Genomic DNA, 16,723 nt, shown 5'->3' on the forward strand with positions numbered 1-16,723 from the left:
GCGGCGTCGAACAGCGCTCATACGCTAACGATCAAGGCGACCATTGGTTTCAGTCCATGCCAGCTATTTATTGTTTGGGTTGAGGAGTGTCATGCTGACTTGGTGACTATGGCAGTCATCCGCGTGACAGACCTCGTGCCCAGCAAAAGATCGTTCAAATCCAAACTCCCGCTAACGCGGTTTCTGAAAGATATGCTAGGTGATTTGAGCATCAGTTGTGGGTCGTTACCCAGAGTGCCAGGGAAAAGAAACGCGATGATCCGCAAATATCTCACCAGCCATGAGCATCCGTTGCAGTCGGCCGATTTGGATATCTGTCAGCGGGCTTTCGATGCTCTTCTGATCGAGTTGGACATCGCCAAAGACACAGAAGAAGCGGAGCGCGTGGCTGCCGTTATCATCGAGTTGTATCAACAAGGGGTTCATGATGAACACCAGCTACTCGTTCTCGCTGGTGGAGCCCGCGGCAAGATCTGAACGGGTGTGGGTATAGACAAGTGAATGCGGTGGATTTGCGTCGGTAGTGAGCGGGAAAACTGCCGCGTCAGTCGGCGGGTTCAGCTCACGATTGGTCGCCTGGCGAATGCGCGCGAGGAGTTCGATCATGTCCTTAGGCTGCGGTTTCTTTGACGGATCGAAATGCTGGTAAAGCTGGATCGTGTTCATGCTGACTGCTCCAACCACCGAAGCACTGCGATTTCATCTTCGTCCAACCATCTCAGCATGTTGCTGGATCTCGTCTTCACCTTCACTTGCGTAATTTCGGCTAGGGCGCCGTTCTCGAAGTCTTCAAATACACGCGGGTGGATGTAGGATGCTCGGCACACAGCGCGCGTGTTCACCAGTTTCGCCGCCACGGCATCGATGACTTCGTTCACTTGTCTTGCTCGCGCTGCGGCGGTGTCGGCAGGTTGGATAGCCGCCAGCGTGGAGGCCGCCATACGGGTGGCGCCCCAGGTGCGGAATTGCCGCGAGCTGAAGTCGCCGGCCGCCGCGTCACGAATATAAGCATTAACGTCCTGCGAGCGTATCGAATGACGAACGCCATCATCGTCCACATATTGGAACAGCTGCTGGCCAGGCAACTCCTGCAGCATTCGTATGGCGCGGATGATGCGGCGATCGCTGTAGCTCAGTCGCCATTCCTTGCCGGATTTCCCCTTGAATCGAAACTGGACGCGTGATCCCACCACTTTGACGTGGCGGCTGCGCAAGGTCGTCAAGCCATAGGAGTGGTTTTCCATCGCATAAGCCTCGTTGCCGATGCGGATGAAAAGCTTGTCCATCAGCCAGACGACGGTAGCGAGCGCCTTTGCTAGTCCGGGCTTCCTTCGGCGAAGGTCGATATCGATCCGCTTGCGGATTTTAGGCAATGCTCGGGCGAACTCCGCCAGTTGCGCGAATTTCTCCCGGCCGCGCTCTGCGATCCAATCCGGATGATAGCGATATTGTTTCCGTCCCCTGACATCGCGGCCGACGGCCTGCAGGTGCGATCGCGGATCCGGTGAAATGATCACGTCGATGTATGCGGGAGGAATGGCCAGGGCGGAAAAGCGGTCGAGCTCAACCTTGTCGACGATGCGGTTTCCGCTCTGATCGTAATAGAGAAAGTCTTTTCGGCCCTTCTTGCGGGTAACGCCGCCGTCCAGTGTGGCGAGATAGAAACATCCGGAACCATGGTCACCTTGCGGCGCTGCCGGGTCAACAGCTGCGCGTCCGCGTCCCTCTACGACCTCGGCCGCGGCTGGTCTGGCGGCGCTGTCGCTGCCGCCGCCATTTAGTCCCCATCCCAAACGCGCTTTGCCCTCAGTCGTGGTCCTCTTGCTCGGGCGCATTTGAGATCTTGGGTCCGCGCGGGTGTTTGATGTTCTCTGCATCGCGCGCAGCTTACGCAAGCATACGGATGTGGGGCTCGCGATTCCAATAACGCTTGCCGGCTGCACCGACAAAAGCGGAGAGACCGACCACACCTGCGTCAGGTTGAATGCCGGCTTTGTCGAGCAGAGGCTTGGCCGGTTCATCATAACCGATGGCCTTCAGATGGCCGAAGGCATCCATCACCCATTGCACGGCAGCCCCTTCCTTGACGAGCATTGCCGCGCCCTCCTTCGACAGGATGACCGCCACGGCGTCGAAGAGTTGTGACGGCGAACCGAGGAGTTGCCCGTCGGCCTGGATCGTATTGCCATCTGAAAGTTTCGTTCCCCCCACCTTCGGCGCGACGATGAAGGGTGTGGCGCCGGCGGCGGTCAGAGAGTCGATAAGATCAGAGATTGCCTTGGCGTCGCTGCCCGCGGCGATCATGATGCCGATCTGCCGACCTTCGATCGTGTCCAGCATGTTGCGATGTATGGACAGGGACGGCGAAGGATCGAGATCGATCGGTTTGCGAGCGGGCGGATTCTTGTTGGGCAGGACGATGCCGAGACCGGCGGCGACGCGGTTTGCCAGATCGGCGTCGACATTCATGAGGTTGCCCACCATGCGTGGCGGCACCTGCTCGAGCTGCACCTTCGATAGCTCGAACACGAAGGCGGAGGCGATGTGAGCCTGTTCCGACGGCGTTTGCGATTTCCAGAACAGGCGTGCCTGACTGTAGTGATCGGCAAAGAGTTCGCCGCGTGCCCGCAACTTGTCACCTTGCTCTTCTTCCCCGGCCTGGTGGGCGAAGGTTCGAAAGCCGGTGACCGGACATTCACGCGGCCCGCCAGGCTCGCCGCTTGCGGCAAGGCTGTTGGGTTCGTAATTGGCGCGGCCCTTGGGTACGTTCATCTGCATCTGGCCGTCGCGCTGGAAGTTCATCACCGGACATTTCGGCGCGTTGATCGGCAATTGATGGAAATTCGCGGTGCCGAGCCGTGATTTCTGTGTGTCGAGATAGCTGAACAGACGCCCCTGCAGCAGCGGATCGTTGGTGAAATCGACCCCCGGCACGATATTGGCTGGACAGAAGGCGACCTGCTCGGTCTCGGCAAAGAAATTGTCCGGATTGCGATCAAGCACCATCCGTCCGACGATCTTGAGTGGCAGGATCTCCTCAGGAATCAGCTTGGTGGAATCGAGGACATCATAGGGAAGGCTTTCGGCGAATTTGTCGTCGAAGAGCTGCAGGCCGAGCTCCCATTCCGGAAAATGGCCGGCGGCGATCGTCTCGAACAGATCGCGGCGATGATAGTCGTTATCGGCTGCCTGTAGTTTCAACGCTTCGTCCCACACCAGCGACTGCATGCCGAGTTTCGGCCGCCAATGGAATTTCACGAAGGTTGATTTACCGGCCTCGTTGACGAGGCGGAAAGTGTGGATGCCGAAGCCCTGCATCATGCGGAGCGAGCGAGGAATGGCGCGATCCGACATCGCCCACATCAGCATATGGGTCGCTTCCGGCATCAGGGATGCCCAATCCCAGAAGGTATCGTGGGCACTGCCGGCTTGCGGATAGGCCCTGTCCGCCTCCATTTTGACGGCATGGACGAGATCCGGAAACTTGATCGCATCCTGGATGAAGAAGACGGGGATGTTGTTGCCGACGAGATCCCAGTTGCCTTGCTTGGTGTAGAATTTCACCGCGAAGCCGCGCACATCGCGCGGCGTATCGACGGAACCTGCGCCGCCGGCAACGGTGGAGAAGCGGACGAAGACCGGGGTCTTTTCGCCCTTGCGCTGGAACAGATCGGCCTTGGTGATGTCAGGCAGCGGCTCATAGAGTTCGAAAAACCCATGCGCGCCCGAACCGCGGGCATGCACGATCCGTTCGGCGATGCGTTCGTGATCGAAATGAAAGATCTTTTCGCGCAGCACGAAATCTTCAAGAAGGGTCGGCCCGCGCACGCCCGGTTTCAAGCTGTTCTGGTTGTCGGAGACAGGGATGCCCTGGTCTGTCGTCAAATGATCGACGCCCCCATGCGGCCCCTTGGCAGGCACCTGCTGATGCGTCTCGCCGCCTTCGCCGCGCGAGGTCTCGAAATTCGTGTCCGTTGCCATTGGGGGTCCTCCTTCGGATGTCATTCTGCGGACCTAACGCCCGCTATTCCCGGTTGTTCCGAGCGACGTGCGTTCGTCGCTCATGGGCCGTTCAGGGGGCAATGAGCCCAATGCCAAGATCGTGTTGGTGGCGACGGTAAAGGTGGGCAGGTGCTTCGACGATTGTCGCCTCCAATGTCGGATGCACGATGCCGTCAGGGAAATGGCCGCCGAGCACAGGGGGCAAACAAGCGTAAAACCAGGAATGGTTTTCCGATCATGGATTTCGCGCGACGCGCTATACCCCGACCCTCAGCGGCCTCATTTCCTTGTGGGCGATGTGGTGATTGCCTTTAGAAGACGCTGATCGAAGCCGGGCAATGCCGATGAGAAATTCAGTTCCTCGGCATTTTCCGAAATCGCAAAGCCCGCCCGGCTTTTCAGCCGGGCTGCGTCACAGGCGTTGTCCATTCCTACGGCCGCCGCACGACTCGCATAACCAGCGAGATGACCAGCAGAACCAAGAAGATGAAGAACAGTACTTGTGCGATCGAAGCAGAAGCGCCCGCGATTCCCCCGAATCCGAGAACCCCCGCAATCAGCGCCACAACAAAAAACACCAGAGCATAATAAAGCATGGTGATCTCCTTTTCGGTGTATGAGGAGACAACGGAACTCATCAAAATTGGTTCCAAAACATCCATAATCTTATTGCCTTTGATCTTTCGCGCTTGGCTGCGGGCATTGATCTGCTCAAGCGAGGCAACAATGGAGGTCGGCAATGAAGGCGTCCCACGGCATCTGCTTGTACATCAGCCGAACCCAACGGCGCGTTGAAATAATCTATCGTCCTCATCGGGTTCGGGTGGTTCGGCTGCCTGAAGATAGAATTTCGCAGGAACTGTCAGAACAAACCAAAGACTTGCCCCCAGTAAGAAAAACATCCCCGTCGGGTCGGCTGTTCCTGCGAAAAACGGGAGGCTTGCGGACACGAACAGGACGGTCATTCTCACGGACCATTCTGCCTCCCGTTTTGTGAAGGCGCGCGTCCTGTGGAGTGCATATTCTCGTCGGCTGTAGATATTGGCTACTCTGAACGAGGAAACCAATTTCCAAACCGAAGGGAGCGCGAGCATGGCGAGAGCTGAAGCGCAGAGGACAAGCCCAGAGTCGTGAAGAAAATGTGCGGCGGCGATCAAGAGAAGCGAGAGCACAGCGAGATGCCATGTCGGCTCAAGCCGCTCGGGATGTTGTCCGAAACGAATATGCCAGGCTCGCAAGCCGCTAGCTGCGCCGTCTAGCAACGGTCGATCGATGTAGCTGTTAATCCATTCCATCCGCGGGTCCTCATAATCAGACCTGAACGGAACATCATTTTATTGGGTCATCATCGTGGCAACGCCACTGCCAAGTGTCGATCCGACATCACAACGGTTGGCGCGCGTCGAGTTATGTTCAGGGCAGAGTGGAAAGGTGTGGTTTCGATTTTGACTTAACCGCCAACTCCTCCGCGGGCGCATTCCAAGGGTTCGGATGGGAACCATACAGCTGCCCACCTTTATCTCATTGGGATTGGTCGAGTGCATGCGGAGACGCTGTTCCGGGTCGCTCTCCAGAGCGATCTCGTGAGATGATCACACCAGCAACTATGATGAATGCGAGAATTGCTGCCGTCACAATGGAGACCATCAATGACCGGTATTTTCTTGGCTCGGAATATGGCATCGCCGTATCCTTCTATTGCCGAGGACAGGAGTGCATTCCTCAACACCCTGGGGTCTTAAATGTTCCGAGTGGCCACAGCGAGCCTCCCGTGCGCGACAAACATCCTCCGCCTCGTTGCAGCCGTCAGGGAACTAAGCATGCCGAAGTCCGTTCCACTTTCGCGACGGAGGAAAATCCATGGCGCCACGCTCGTTCTGGAAGGGCTATTTGAAACTATCACTCGTGACCTGTCCAGTCGCGATGGCACCGGCGACGACCGAAAGCGAGAAGGTGCGATTCCATACCCTCAATAGGAAGACCGGGAACCGCATCGTTAGCCGCTATGTCGATTCCGTGACCGGCAAGGCCGTGGACGAGGATGACGAGGTCAAGGGATACGAGCGTGGCGAGAACGAATTTGTCATCCTTGAAGATGAGGAGCTCGACGCGGTGGCGCTGGAAAGCACCCGCACGATCGACATTGAGATGTTCGTGCCGCGCGACAGCATCGAGTGGATCTGGTTCGATACGCCGCATTATCTGACGCCGGATGATCCCGTCGGTGAAGAAGCTTATTGCGTCATCCGTGACGCCATGGTCGCCACTGGCATGGTCGGCATCTCGCGACTGGTCATGTACCGCCGCGAGCGTGCCGTCATGCTCGAGCCGCGCGGACGGGGGATCGTTCTGTGGACGTTACGGTTTGGCGATGAAGTGCGCGATGAGCAGGATTACTTCGGTGATATCGAGAGGCAATCGGCGGAACCCACGCTGATGACGCTTATGGAGAAGCTGATAGACAAGCAGAAGAAGCCGTGGAACCCGAGCATGGTGACCGATCCGATCCAGCAAAAGCTGCTCGATATCATCGCTTCCAAGAAAAAGGGCCGGAAGCGTCCCGCCAAGGTAAAGGTGGAAGAAGAGGCTGCGCCCAGCAACGTCATCAATATCATGGACGCGCTCAGGAAGAGTATTTCGCAGGAAACGAGAACCAAAAAGCGATAGCGGCGCGGTCGTTCGAGTGTTTTAGGCCGCAGGCTTTCTCTTCCGCGGTGACCGGCACAGCGGTTCGGCCGCCGCCTTGAAGTCCGCCCACGGGTCCGAGCGCAAAGCCGCCAGCCGTGTCGGCACATTCAGCACCGTAAAATCGTTCGGCCCTATGGGAGGCGTTAGTTCCTCCCATGATAGTAGAATGGAAACCGTCGCTCCTGGGCGGGCTCGGGTCGAGTAGGGGGCAACGGCCGTCATGCCCCGTTGATTGCGCAGGGCCGTCCCGACCGGTAGGTCTTTGAATGCGGCGACGATATCCCAAACGAGGACGGTTCCGCCGCCATATTCGCCTTTCGGGATTGTGCCTTCGAAACCTCCGTATTCCAGCGGGTGGTCCTCCGTGTGGACGGCTAGCCGTTTGTTGCCGGCAACCAGGCTGGGGCCTTTGGCGACCGCCCAACTTTTAAGAACGTCGTCCATCTCCAGGCGAAAATCATAATGCAGCCGGCGGGCGGCATGTTTTTGAATGACGAAGCTATTGTCCGAACCCTTGCGTTTTCTCGCAGCCATGCCTTTCGGCTCGATTGTTTTCGAGAAGTCGCGTTTGCTGTTATAGGTTTCGAGCGGCATGGTCAGCCCGCCTTGCGCCGTGGTGGCGAGGATGTACAGGTGCGCGATTTCGTCGTTCGGCGCCGCGCTGAGCCGGTTTTGTCCGCCGCCTGCTTCGGCCCTGCTTTATCGCCATCCATGCCGGCGCTCTGGCGCAGTGCTTCCATAAGGTCGGTGACCTTCGCGATCTTCGGGGGCTTGCGTTTCGCAATGGCCTTACCTTCGACTTTCGCCTTCACCAATTCGATGAGCGCTGCTTCGTAGCGATCATCGAATTCGCCGGGCACGAACGTGCCGTGCTTGGTATTGATTATGTGTTCGGCAAGGTCGAGCATCTCGCCTTTGATCTTCATCTCGGGCACGTCCTCAAAGGCCTCTTCGGCGGCGCGGACCTCATAATCGAAATTCAGTGTCGTCGCGATCAGTCCCTTGCCATGGGCGCGGATCAGCATGGTGCGCATACGACGAAACAGGACGACCGCCTGCGCAATGGCCACGACCTGTCTCTTGCGCATGCCTTCGCGGATCAGCGCAAAAGCTTCCTCGCTGGCGCGGGTGGCGGGGGCAAGATAGTAGGAGCGGTCGAAATAGACGTCGTCAATATCAGAGCAGGCGAGAAAGGCCTTAACGCGCAGGACCTTGTCGCTCTCCGGCACTGCGGCGGTGATCTCTTCGGGCTCCAGCGTGATATAGTCATCCTTGTTGATCTCATAGCCCTTGATCTGGTCCTCGCGCGGCACGGGCTTGCCGGTTTCGCTATCGATGAATTCGCGCTTTACGCGATTGCCCGTTGTGCGATTGAGTGTGTGGAAGGAAATCCGATCGGACGTGGAGGTCGCAGTGTAGAGTGCCACCGGGCAACTTACCTCGCCGAATTTGAGAAATCCCTTCCATTGCGCGCGCGGGGCCATGCTTCATGCTCCATTTCCACGTTAGGGTTCAACGGCATTGGATCGGCATTGTTCCGTGCTGTCGGATGTCGTCCCCGGATTGCGAGATCACCTCTCGAATTCATCGTCTTCGCCAGCGCAGAGTAGTTCCACCAGTTCGGCCACCTTGCCACTCGGCAAGGTCCTGCCCTCGCTGATCAGAGCCTCGTCGCTGTTGACCCAGGCCCAGGCCTCCGCGAGCTCTTTGGGCGTTGCGCTTATCGCCGCGATATCAGCCATCAGGGTTTCATCGACCGGGCCAAGAACCGAGACGACGTCTTTTGCCGTTATGGTCATGTCTTTTCTCCCGAAAATACGGGGAGGCGGGCCATTGGAGTGCCTCCCTCTTCCAGTGGGCGGAACGAAATCTCTCCGGCTTTGTTCCAGAATTTAAGATCTGCCGTGAAACGAGTGGGCGGAGGCCGCTATGCCAACGATGATCGAGTTCATGCCCCTAAACCCTTCATGGGTTGATATCATCGGGCGTCTGCTGCTGGTCATTGCCACCGGCGCGCTGATTGGCGTCAACCGCGAGGTCGGCGGACATGCCGCCGGGTTCCGGACGACGATCCTCGTCGGGTTGGCGGCGTGCCTGGCCATGATCCAGGCCAACCTGCTGCTTTCCACGATCGGCAAGACATCGCAATCGTTCGTCTCCATGGACGTCCTGCGCTTTCCGCTTGGCGTGCTGACGGGCGTCGGCTTCATTGGCGGCGGCGCCATTCTCAAACGCGGCGATCTCGTCACGGGCGTCACGACCGCGGCTACGCTGTGGATCATGACGGCGATCGGCCTTTGCATCGGGGGCGGACAATTGGTGGTCGGATCAATTGGCGCCATCGCGGCCTTTATCGTGCTGTCGCCGTTCAAATGGTTCGATGAATTGATACCGCATCAGCACAAGGCGCGCATGGAGATCGAACTCGCAGACGTCGCCGAGATCGCAAAGATCCAGGCAATATTCGAGCCGCTCGGCTACACTTTCCTCTTCATCGCTAAAAGGGAAGGTAAGGCCGATGCCACCGTCCATGTAACCTATCAGGTGCGCTGGAAACACTCTGGCGTCGGCGGCGCCGCGCTGGAGCTGCTTACCGCCGTTGAGGAGCGCTACAAGGTCCTCTCCTTCGAGATGGTGACGACGACCGCGTGATTGGCCGATGCCCGTTGCGGAACATTCTTCATCGGCGTTGGTTTGCCTCTCGGAGCGAAAGGAGAATACTATGGTCAGATTCAAGAACGCCGGGACTAAAGACACATCCTCGCCTTCCAGCGATGTTCGCACCCAACAGGCGCTTGATCAGGCTGCCGGCGGCTCCGGAGACATCGAGTCGATCGCACCGGAGCCAATTCCGGGCTACCCGGAACCTGGCACCGACGATGCCCGCTCGGCGGATACGTTGGTTGGCGACAGGCAGCGTAGCCAAGCGCTGGACAAGGCCCGGGGCCGGATTGCGGAGGCCGTGTTAGCCTCGCAGCCGCGTAAACGCTATGCGACGCGAGGTGCAGCGTTCTTTGCGATCGGCGGCCTCGTCGGATTCCTGCTGCACAGCGTTATCGCAAGCCGATAAGCCGATGATGAAGGCTGCAAGCGAGGAGGGCGTCATGCAAGACCCGCACGAGGAACACGGCATTTCGCAGCGGCGACCGGATGCCGAGATACGTCAGGAAATCCATAAGAGATTGAACGAGGACCCGTTGCTGGATGCCGGCGGTATCTTCGTTTCCGTCAGCCGAGGCCATGTCCTCATCGAGGGATCGGTCGAAAACACAGAGTCCAAAGGTCGGGCCGAAACTCATTCCCGACAGGTGAACAGTATCACTGGCCTCGATAGCAATCTCTGTATCCGTAAGGCGCAATAGGATGCGGAGGCCAACATGCGTACGTTGTTGCTTGTCATTCTGGGACTGATGGTAGCGTCGATCCTCAGCATTGTCGTCATCAAGCCGTTCGTGACCGGTACTAAACAGGATTCGACCATCGGCCTGAAGACCATCGAGCAGCCAGCGCCGAAGCCATAGGTACGCGCCGACTTACCGGCTTTCCGGGCTGGAGGAGACGCATCGTGCCAGATTCCGCCGTGGCTGGCGAAAGCTGCATCTGGTGCTGGATGCCGATAGCGGCGAGATCATTGCCCATATCCAGACGGATCCGGACACCGAAGCCCGTCGGTGTGTCTTTGACCTCGATGAGATCGCTGATGGCGACCGGAATGCCGTGCGACGCCCCGAGGTCGTGACCTGAGCGAAGAATCTACCGCGTGACGTTCGGCATCCTGCATAGCGGTAGCGACGAAATAGGAGACGGCATTCAGTTTCGGCGCGAGGCGTTCCATGCGTTCGATTGCCTGTCTCGTCGCCTCGACCGGTGACAGCGTGCCATCGCGCTAAAGTCGCCCGAGTTCCCACACGCCAAGAAAAGCAGTCTCGCTCATGTGGAGTTTCTCACTCTCACCCAGTTGATAAGACGCCGCCACCCGAGGGGTGGCGGAGATCATCGCAGCTATAGGATCAGTTCTTGACCGTGTCTTCCAGGAAGAAGCGGCCGAGCGGATTCTGGTAGAAGTTCTCGATATTCTTGCGAGAAACGTTGATGTAGGGACTGTAGTAAAGGTCGATCCAGTTGACGTCGTCCTTCGCCATCTTCTGCAGGTCGATATACATCTGCTCGCGCTTCTTCGGATCGAGCTCCAGACGAGCCGCAGCCACCAGTTCCTTCACCTTCTCGTTCTTATAGTTGGTCGAGTAGTTGTTGTTGGAATCGTGGCCGAGGACGAAGGTGGTCTTCTGGTCCGGGTCGAGGATGTCGTTCGTCCAGTAGTTGACCGAGATGTCGTAATCGCCGGCAACCGTCATGTCCCATTCCTGGCTCGGATCGACCTTCTGCAGGGTGGCGGTGATACCGACCTTCTGCAATTGCTGCTGCACCAGCACGGCCGTCTGCTCGTCGACCTCGTCGCCTGCACGCAGAAGATAGGTCAGCGTCAGGTTGGAAACGCCGGCTTCGGCCAGCATCTTCTTGGCCTTTTCCGGATCGTAAGGGCGCTGCAGATTATCGGCGTAATGATAAAGCGCGCCCTTCGGAATGTAGGAATTGGCGACCGTGCCCTGGCCGAAGGTGACGGCATCGACGATCGCTTTCTTGTCGATGGCGAGGTCGAGGGCCTGGCGGACTTCCTTCTTGCCGAGCTCACCATGCGCGTGGTTGATCAGGAGATGATCCTCGCGCGTCGAGGCATCGATGTCGACATTGAGGTTCGGATCCTTCTTCAGCTCCGCCACGCGGGAAAAGGGAACGAAGATCGCCGTATCGAGCTGACCGGCCTGGACGTTCAGCATGCGGGTGTTGTCATCCGGCACGGAGATCCATTCGACGCCATCGAGCTTCACCCGGTCGGCCTGCCAGAAGTAAGGGTTCTTCTTGAGGATAATGCGGTCGCCGCGCCGCCATTCCGAGACGGAGAAAGCGCCGGATCCGATCGGCTTTTCGGCATAGGCGTCGGCGCCGAGCGTCTCCATGCCCTTCTTGGAGATGACGGAGGCATTCGGCAGCGCCAGCGTCGACAGGAACGGCGCGGAGGGATGCTTGAGCTTGATGGTCAGCGTATGGGCGTCGGTCGCGACGGCCGTGTCGATCACCTTGTAAGAGTCGCTCCAGAGCGAGGCCGCATCGTCACGGATGCGCAGGAGACTGAAGGCCGCATCCTCGGCCGTCAGCGGCGAGCCGTCGGAGAATTTCGCATCGCGGATCTTGAAGACGTAGGTGAGGCCGTCATCGGATGTGGTCCAGCTTTCGGCAAGGCCGGGCTCCAGCTTGGTGCCGGTCTTGTCGACGCGGATCAGCACGTCGTAGACGTTCGAGAACACCCAGTTGTCGATGTTCTGCGCTGTCTTGATCGGATCGAACGTGGTCGAATCCTCGCGGCGGCCAATGGTCAGCACGCCGGCTGCTTCGGCATAGGTTGCGGTGAGGGTGAGGCCGGCGACGATAGTCGCGAGCCCGATTGATTTCCATCTGCTGGTCATAAGATCGTTCCCTTGGTTGTTATGGCACGCGTTTGAAAGGCAGGATTTCAGCGACGTTGTTTTCGCCGCGAAGATCGGTGTCGGCAAAGAGTTGCTTGTTCGGATCGATGTCCGGAATGGCTGCGATGAGAGAGGCCGTATAGGGATGTTTCGGTCGCGCGAAGACCTCCTCGGACGGGCCTTCCTCGACGATCTCGCCGCGATACATCACGACGGTGCGTTCGCAGAGATTGCGAACGATGGCGAGGTCGTGGGCGATGAAGAGCAGGGTCAGGTTCATCTTCCGCGTTAGCTCGCGGAAAAGCTCGATGATCTGCGCCTGGATGGTGACGTCGAGGGCGGCGACGCATTCGTCGGCAATGATGAGCTGAGGATCGACCGCGAGCGCGCGGGCAATGCCGGCGCGCTGGCACTGCCCGCCGCTCATGCTGCGCGGCCTGCGCTTGGCGAATTCGCGCTCCAGCCCGACGAGATCCAGCAGTTCACCGACACGGGCGGGGATATTGGCGGACGCGACCTTGCCCTGCACCTTGAGCACTTCGGTGAGCATGTCGCCGATCGTCAGCCGTGGATTGAGTGCGTTATAGGGATCCTGAAACACCATAGCCGCCTCGCGCCGGAGCTTGGCGAGGCCCGCCGTTCTCTGCTGGGCGAGGTCGATGCTGCCGAAGGTGATATGGCCGGAGGAGAGTGGCGTCAGGCCGAGGATGGCGCGGGCAAGCGTGCTCTTGCCGCTGCCGGATTCGCCGACAATCCCGACGGTCTCGCCGGGCATGATCCGCAGGCTGACGCCCGAGACGGCGTTGACCGTTCTGGCGCCGCCGCCCTTGAGGAAGCCGCCGCCGACGTGGAAGCGGACGTGCAGGTCGTCGATTTCGAGAAGCGGCTTGAGCGGGGTGTCGGCCTTTATGGCTTCCGCGATGGATGCCGTCTCGTCCGGCATCGACGGATGGCTCTTGATCAGGTCGATCGTGTAGGGGTGGCGCGGTTGCGACAGAAGCGTCCGCTTCGGACCTTGTTCCAACAGCTTGCCGCCGCGCATCACGGCGATGCGGTCGCAGGTCTGGGCGACGATGCCAAGGTCGTGGGTGATGAGGATGATCGAAAGGCCGCGCTTGTCGCGAATGTCCATCAGGAGCTTGAGGATCTGCGCCTGGATGGTGACGTCGAGCGCGGTCGTTGGTTCGTCGGCGATCAGGATTTTTGGATTGCAGGACAGGGCGACGCCGATCATCGCGCGCTGGCGCATACCGCCGGAGAATTCGTGCGGATAGTTGTCATATTGCCTGATGGGATCGGGAAAGCCGACCTGACCGAGGATTTCGATGGCAGCAGTGCGTGCCTCCTGCGCATTGAGGCCCTGATGATAGCGAATACCCTCGGCGATCTGGTTGCCGATCCGCATGACCGGATCGAGATGGCTGGTCGGGTTCTGGAAGATCATGCCGATCTCGCCGCCGCGCACCTTCAGCATGTCGCCGTCGCTGATTGTCGTCAGGTCGCGGCCCTCGAGCAGAACACTGCCGCCTTCGATCTTCAGAAGTGAGGAGGGAAGGAGGCGAATCAGCGAGCGGCAGAGCAGGCTCTTGCCGGAGCCGCTTTCGCCGACGAGGCCGAGGATTTCTCCCTTGGCGAGATCCAGCGACACCGCATCGAGCAGCGTGCGCTCGCCGCTGTCGAGATGCGCCTTGACGGTGAGATCACGGACGGAAAGGACAGAGGCGCTCATTCGTGCACCCCCAGCAATTCGCCGAGCGCATCGCCCAGCATGCTGAAACCAAAGGCGAGACAGACGATGGAGAGGCCGGGAAACAGCGTGATCCACCAGGCCGTGGTGATGAAGCTCTGGCCTTCGGCGACCATGACGCCCCATTCGGCCAGCGGCGGCTGTACGCCGAGACCGAGATAGCTGACGGCGGCGCCGCTTAGCAGCACGAGCACAGCATCCGACATCGAAAAGACGATCGAGCCGGCGATGGCATTCGGCAGCAGATGGCGGAACATGATGCGGAAGCGGCTGAAGCCGAGGCTGACGGCGGCAACAGCATAGTCGCTGTTCTTCAACACCAGCATCTGCGCGCGGATGAGGCGGGCATAGGAGACCCAGCCGACCAGCGCCATGGCGATATAGAAGCTGCTCAACCCCGGCCCGAGAATGGCGATGATCGACAGCATCAGCACGAGGAAGGGGAAGGCGAGGATGATGTCGACGACCCGCATGAAGACTGCATCGATCACGCCGCCGAAGAAGCCGGCGATGGTGCCGATGGTCGTGCCGATGAGGAAGGGAAAGACCACGCCGATCACGGCGATCTGCAGGTCGATGCGCGTGCCCCAGAGGACGCGCGAGAGTATATCGCGGCCGAAATTGTCGGTGCCGAAGGGGTGAAGCAAAGACGGCGCCTGCAGGCGGACATCGGCATTCTGCAGGATCGGGTCGTAGGGTGCGATCAGTGGAGCGCCGAGCGCCACCAGCAGAAAGAACAGGAGAATGCCGCCACCAATGACGAGGGTTAGCCGCTTGCCGAGCAGATGGCGCCAGGCGACGGAAGCAGGAATAGTTGCCTGAAGGCTCATATGGTCACCCTCGGATCGGCGGCGACGGTGACGATGTCGGCGAGGAAATTGACGAGCACGGTGGCGCAGGCAAAGACCATGGCGATACCCTGGACCACCATGTAATCGCGCGAGAAGATGGCGCGCACCAGAAGCTGGCCGATGCCGGGGAGCGCAAAGACGCTTTCGACGACGACGGTGCCGCCGATCAGCCAGCCGATATTGACCGCCAGCAGATTGATGGTCGGCACCAGCGAGTTCGGCACCACATGCCGCCAGAAAACGATGCTCTCCGGCATGCCGCGCGCGCGCGCCGCCGTCGCCACGTCAGATTTCAGGGATTCGATCATCGCCGCGCGCAGGCTGCGGGTCAGCACCGTCGATAGCGACAATGCGATGGTGAGGCTCGGCAGGATAAGATGCAAAAGCTTGTCGCCGAGCGTCTCGCCGTAGCCGGAGACCGGAAGCACGCCGAGATCGACGCTGAAGAGGATAATCAGCATCAGGCCGAGCCAGAAGGGCGGAAAGCCGATGCCGAAGGTGGAGACGATGCGGACGACATGGTCCGCCGCACGGCCATTGTTGCGGGCGGCAATCGCCGCCATCGGCACGGCGATGAGGATCGACAGGATGACGCTGGCAACGACGAGTGCCACCGTCGGCTCGATACGCGTGGAAATCAGCTTCAGCACGTCGATCTTGTAGAGGATGGACTTGCCCATCTCGCCATTGGCGAGGTTTTTCAGGAAATAGAAGTATTGCAGCCAGATCGGCTGATCGAGGCCGTATTGGGCGCGGATATTGGCCAGCGCCGTCGGCGTCGCGCGCGTGCCGAGGATGTTGCGGGCGGGATCGCCAGGAATGAGACGCACTAGGACGAAGGTGATAACGCTGATACCGAAAATGACGGGCAAGAATTGCAGCGGGCGGCTGAGAACGAACCTATAGCGATGCATGGTGACACTCGCTCCCTTGCCTTCTTCCGTCGTTGAACGCTTCCTGTTGCATCATGCCTGCCTGTGCCTCGCCAGAAAATCGAGAAGCGCTGGATAATAGTCGCCGGGGTTTTCATAGAAGGGCATGTGGCTTGCGCTCGTAAACACCTTCAACTCCGCGTTCGGAATGGCGAGCTTCATGCGCAGCGCGCAGGCGGGCGTCAGTTCATCGTGCTCGCCGACCGTGATCAGTGTCGGCACGGTCATGCGCGGCAGATCCGGGATGCGGTTCCAGTCCTTGAGGTTGCCGATATAGAGGAATTCGTTGGGCCCCTGCATTGTCGTGTAAGGTCCCATATTCCAGTCATCGAGTGAACGGCGCACGGGTGCCGGCCATTCCTGCAGGCGGCAAACATGGCGGTAATTGAGGATCGTCACGGCGGCCATGTATTCCGGATGATCGTAGGTGCCTTGCGCCTCGTGCTTCTGCATCATCGCCACCGTTTCCGGGCCAAGCGCCGCCCGCAGCCGCTCCAGTTCCGAGATAAGGTGCGGCATGTCGGCGACGGTGTCCTCGAGGATCAGCGTCCGAAGGTTCTCCGGATAGGTGAGCGCATAGTCGATTGCGAGCCAGCCGCCCCAGGAGTGGCCGAGCATATGAACCTTGCCGAGGCCGAGCGCCTTGCGAACGGTTTCGCTTTCCTCGACATAGCGGCCGATGGTCCAGAGCGCCGGGTCCGTCGGGCGGTCGGAGGCGCCGGTTCCGAGCTGGTCGAAGGCGACGACGCGGTAACCCTTATCGACGAGGCAGGAATGCGCCTCGCGCAGATAGTCGCAGGGAAGACCGGGACCACCGTTCAGGCAGAAGACGGTCTCCGCGCCGGAGCCGAAGCTATAGGCGATCACCTTGTGCCCGTCGACTTCGACCTCCATGCGTTCATCCGGGTGCATTTCGCGCCACATCAGCTTACTCCGGCAAAGATTCTTCTTGCTCAACATTTGGGCATGATTAAATTT

At 59.4% G+C, this 16,723-nt stretch carries 19 protein-coding genes and 2 pseudogenes; 7 read left to right on the plus strand and 14 right to left on the minus strand.

Annotated features, from left to right (window positions below):
• The first annotated feature begins 255 nt into the window (after nucleotides 1–255).
• Nucleotides 256–477 (plus strand): hypothetical protein, encoded by a 222-nt coding sequence (locus GA0061101_RS17595; RefSeq protein ID WP_047639805.1) that lies wholly within the window; start codon nucleotides 256–258, stop codon nucleotides 475–477.
• Here GA0061101_RS17595 and GA0061101_RS17600 read toward each other — a convergent pair.
• The 5 genes from GA0061101_RS17600 to GA0061101_RS17620 all read right to left on the minus strand — a co-directional run bounded on the left by GA0061101_RS17600 (nucleotide 439) and on the right by GA0061101_RS17620 (nucleotide 5,297).
• Nucleotides 439–666: a hypothetical protein gene (locus GA0061101_RS17600; protein ID WP_092574334.1), complete on the minus strand. Its 228-nt coding sequence runs from the start codon at nucleotides 664–666 to the stop codon at nucleotides 439–441. The two genes, GA0061101_RS17595 and GA0061101_RS17600, sit on opposite strands and share 39 nt — an antisense overlap.
• On the minus strand, nucleotides 663–1,835 hold the full coding sequence (locus GA0061101_RS17605; RefSeq protein ID WP_092574335.1) for a DNA topoisomerase IB: 1,173 nt from the start codon (nucleotides 1,833–1,835) through the stop codon (nucleotides 663–665). The genes GA0061101_RS17600 and GA0061101_RS17605 overlap by 4 nt, the downstream gene beginning before the upstream one ends.
• 52 nt (nucleotides 1,836–1,887) lie before the next feature.
• A complete protein-coding gene (locus GA0061101_RS17610) occupies nucleotides 1,888–3,981 on the minus strand; it encodes a catalase (protein ID WP_092574337.1) in 2,094 nt (697 codons plus the stop codon).
• A 452-nt stretch (nucleotides 3,982–4,433) separates the two neighbouring features.
• The gene (locus GA0061101_RS17615; RefSeq protein ID WP_037192009.1) at nucleotides 4,434–4,598 is read right to left on the minus strand and encodes a DUF1328 domain-containing protein; all 165 of its coding nucleotides are present in this window, start codon (nucleotides 4,596–4,598) and stop codon (nucleotides 4,434–4,436) included.
• Nucleotides 4,599–4,772: 174 nt separating this feature from the next.
• Nucleotides 4,773–5,297 (minus strand): hypothetical protein, encoded by a 525-nt coding sequence (locus GA0061101_RS17620; RefSeq protein ID WP_092574338.1) that lies wholly within the window; start codon nucleotides 5,295–5,297, stop codon nucleotides 4,773–4,775.
• Between the two features lie 565 nt (nucleotides 5,298–5,862).
• Here GA0061101_RS17620 and ku (GA0061101_RS17625) point away from each other — a divergent pair.
• On the plus strand, nucleotides 5,863–6,669 hold the full coding sequence (gene ku, locus GA0061101_RS17625; RefSeq protein ID WP_092574339.1) for a non-homologous end joining protein Ku: 807 nt from the start codon (nucleotides 5,863–5,865) through the stop codon (nucleotides 6,667–6,669).
• Nucleotides 6,670–6,690: 21 nt separating this feature from the next.
• On the opposite strand, the gene ligD is transcribed toward ku (GA0061101_RS17625), so the two are convergent.
• The 4 genes and pseudogenes from ligD to GA0061101_RS17640 all read right to left on the minus strand — a co-directional run bounded on the left by ligD (nucleotide 6,691) and on the right by GA0061101_RS17640 (nucleotide 8,489).
• Complete coding sequence (gene ligD / locus GA0061101_RS40900) at nucleotides 6,691–6,969, minus strand: non-homologous end-joining DNA ligase LigD (RefSeq protein ID WP_342587920.1); 279 nt, start codon at nucleotides 6,967–6,969, stop codon at nucleotides 6,691–6,693.
• Nucleotides 6,970–7,284, minus strand: a pseudogene (locus GA0061101_RS40125) (DNA polymerase ligase N-terminal domain-containing protein); the annotation flags it as partial.
• A 2-nt stretch (nucleotides 7,285–7,286) separates the two neighbouring features.
• The gene (ku, locus tag GA0061101_RS17635) at nucleotides 7,287–8,174 is read right to left on the minus strand and encodes a non-homologous end joining protein Ku (RefSeq protein WP_092574343.1); all 888 of its coding nucleotides are present in this window, start codon (nucleotides 8,172–8,174) and stop codon (nucleotides 7,287–7,289) included.
• Between the two features lie 87 nt (nucleotides 8,175–8,261).
• Nucleotides 8,262–8,489: a hypothetical protein gene (locus GA0061101_RS17640; RefSeq protein WP_037191360.1), complete on the minus strand. Its 228-nt coding sequence runs from the start codon at nucleotides 8,487–8,489 to the stop codon at nucleotides 8,262–8,264.
• A 130-nt stretch (nucleotides 8,490–8,619) separates the two neighbouring features.
• Here GA0061101_RS17640 and GA0061101_RS17645 point away from each other — a divergent pair, with 130 nt between their 5' ends.
• The 5 genes and pseudogenes from GA0061101_RS17645 to GA0061101_RS40130 form a co-directional block, all read left to right on the plus strand.
• Nucleotides 8,620–9,342, plus strand: a complete 723-nt coding sequence (locus tag GA0061101_RS17645; protein ID WP_037191358.1) for an MgtC/SapB family protein — start codon at nucleotides 8,620–8,622, stop codon at nucleotides 9,340–9,342.
• Between the two features lie 70 nt (nucleotides 9,343–9,412).
• Nucleotides 9,413–9,760 (plus strand): hypothetical protein, encoded by a 348-nt coding sequence (locus GA0061101_RS38695; RefSeq protein ID WP_141694086.1) that lies wholly within the window; start codon nucleotides 9,413–9,415, stop codon nucleotides 9,758–9,760.
• Nucleotides 9,761–9,794: 34 nt separating this feature from the next.
• Nucleotides 9,795–10,052 carry a BON domain-containing protein gene (locus GA0061101_RS17650; protein ID WP_245297493.1) on the plus strand — a complete coding sequence of 86 codons (258 nt, stop codon included), beginning with the start codon at nucleotides 9,795–9,797 and terminating at the stop codon, nucleotides 10,050–10,052.
• A 15-nt stretch (nucleotides 10,053–10,067) separates the two neighbouring features.
• Entirely contained in the window at nucleotides 10,068–10,211 is a 144-nt protein-coding gene (locus GA0061101_RS39435; protein WP_167669569.1) for a hypothetical protein, read from the plus strand.
• Between the two features lie 25 nt (nucleotides 10,212–10,236).
• A pseudogene (locus GA0061101_RS40130) lies at nucleotides 10,237–10,347 on the plus strand (IS5/IS1182 family transposase); the annotation flags it as partial.
• A gap of 353 nt (nucleotides 10,348–10,700) precedes the next feature.
• On the opposite strand, the gene GA0061101_RS17655 reads toward GA0061101_RS40130, so the two are convergent.
• From GA0061101_RS17655 to GA0061101_RS17675, 5 genes are read right to left on the minus strand one after another with little or no spacing between them, the layout of a single operon-like run.
• Nucleotides 10,701–12,215, minus strand: coding sequence for an ABC transporter substrate-binding protein (locus tag GA0061101_RS17655; RefSeq protein WP_092574347.1), 1,515 nt, complete (start codon nucleotides 12,213–12,215; stop codon nucleotides 10,701–10,703).
• Between the two features lie 19 nt (nucleotides 12,216–12,234).
• Complete coding sequence (locus GA0061101_RS17660) at nucleotides 12,235–13,944, minus strand: dipeptide ABC transporter ATP-binding protein (RefSeq protein WP_092574348.1); 1,710 nt, start codon at nucleotides 13,942–13,944, stop codon at nucleotides 12,235–12,237.
• On the minus strand, nucleotides 13,941–14,792 hold the full coding sequence (locus GA0061101_RS17665; RefSeq protein ID WP_047555552.1) for an ABC transporter permease: 852 nt from the start codon (nucleotides 14,790–14,792) through the stop codon (nucleotides 13,941–13,943). The genes GA0061101_RS17660 and GA0061101_RS17665 overlap by 4 nt, the downstream gene beginning before the upstream one ends.
• Nucleotides 14,789–15,727 carry an ABC transporter permease gene (locus tag GA0061101_RS17670; protein WP_092574350.1) on the minus strand — a complete coding sequence of 313 codons (939 nt, stop codon included), beginning with the start codon at nucleotides 15,725–15,727 and terminating at the stop codon, nucleotides 14,789–14,791. The genes GA0061101_RS17665 and GA0061101_RS17670 overlap by 4 nt, the downstream gene beginning before the upstream one ends.
• 51 nt (nucleotides 15,728–15,778) lie before the next feature.
• Nucleotides 15,779–16,669, minus strand: coding sequence for a proline iminopeptidase-family hydrolase (locus tag GA0061101_RS17675; protein WP_092574351.1), 891 nt, complete (start codon nucleotides 16,667–16,669; stop codon nucleotides 15,779–15,781).
• Nucleotides 16,670–16,723 lie beyond the last annotated feature (54 nt).

This window comes from Martinezella lusitana (assembly GCF_900094565.1).
GTDB lineage: Bacteria > Pseudomonadota > Alphaproteobacteria > Rhizobiales > Rhizobiaceae > Rhizobium > Rhizobium lusitanum.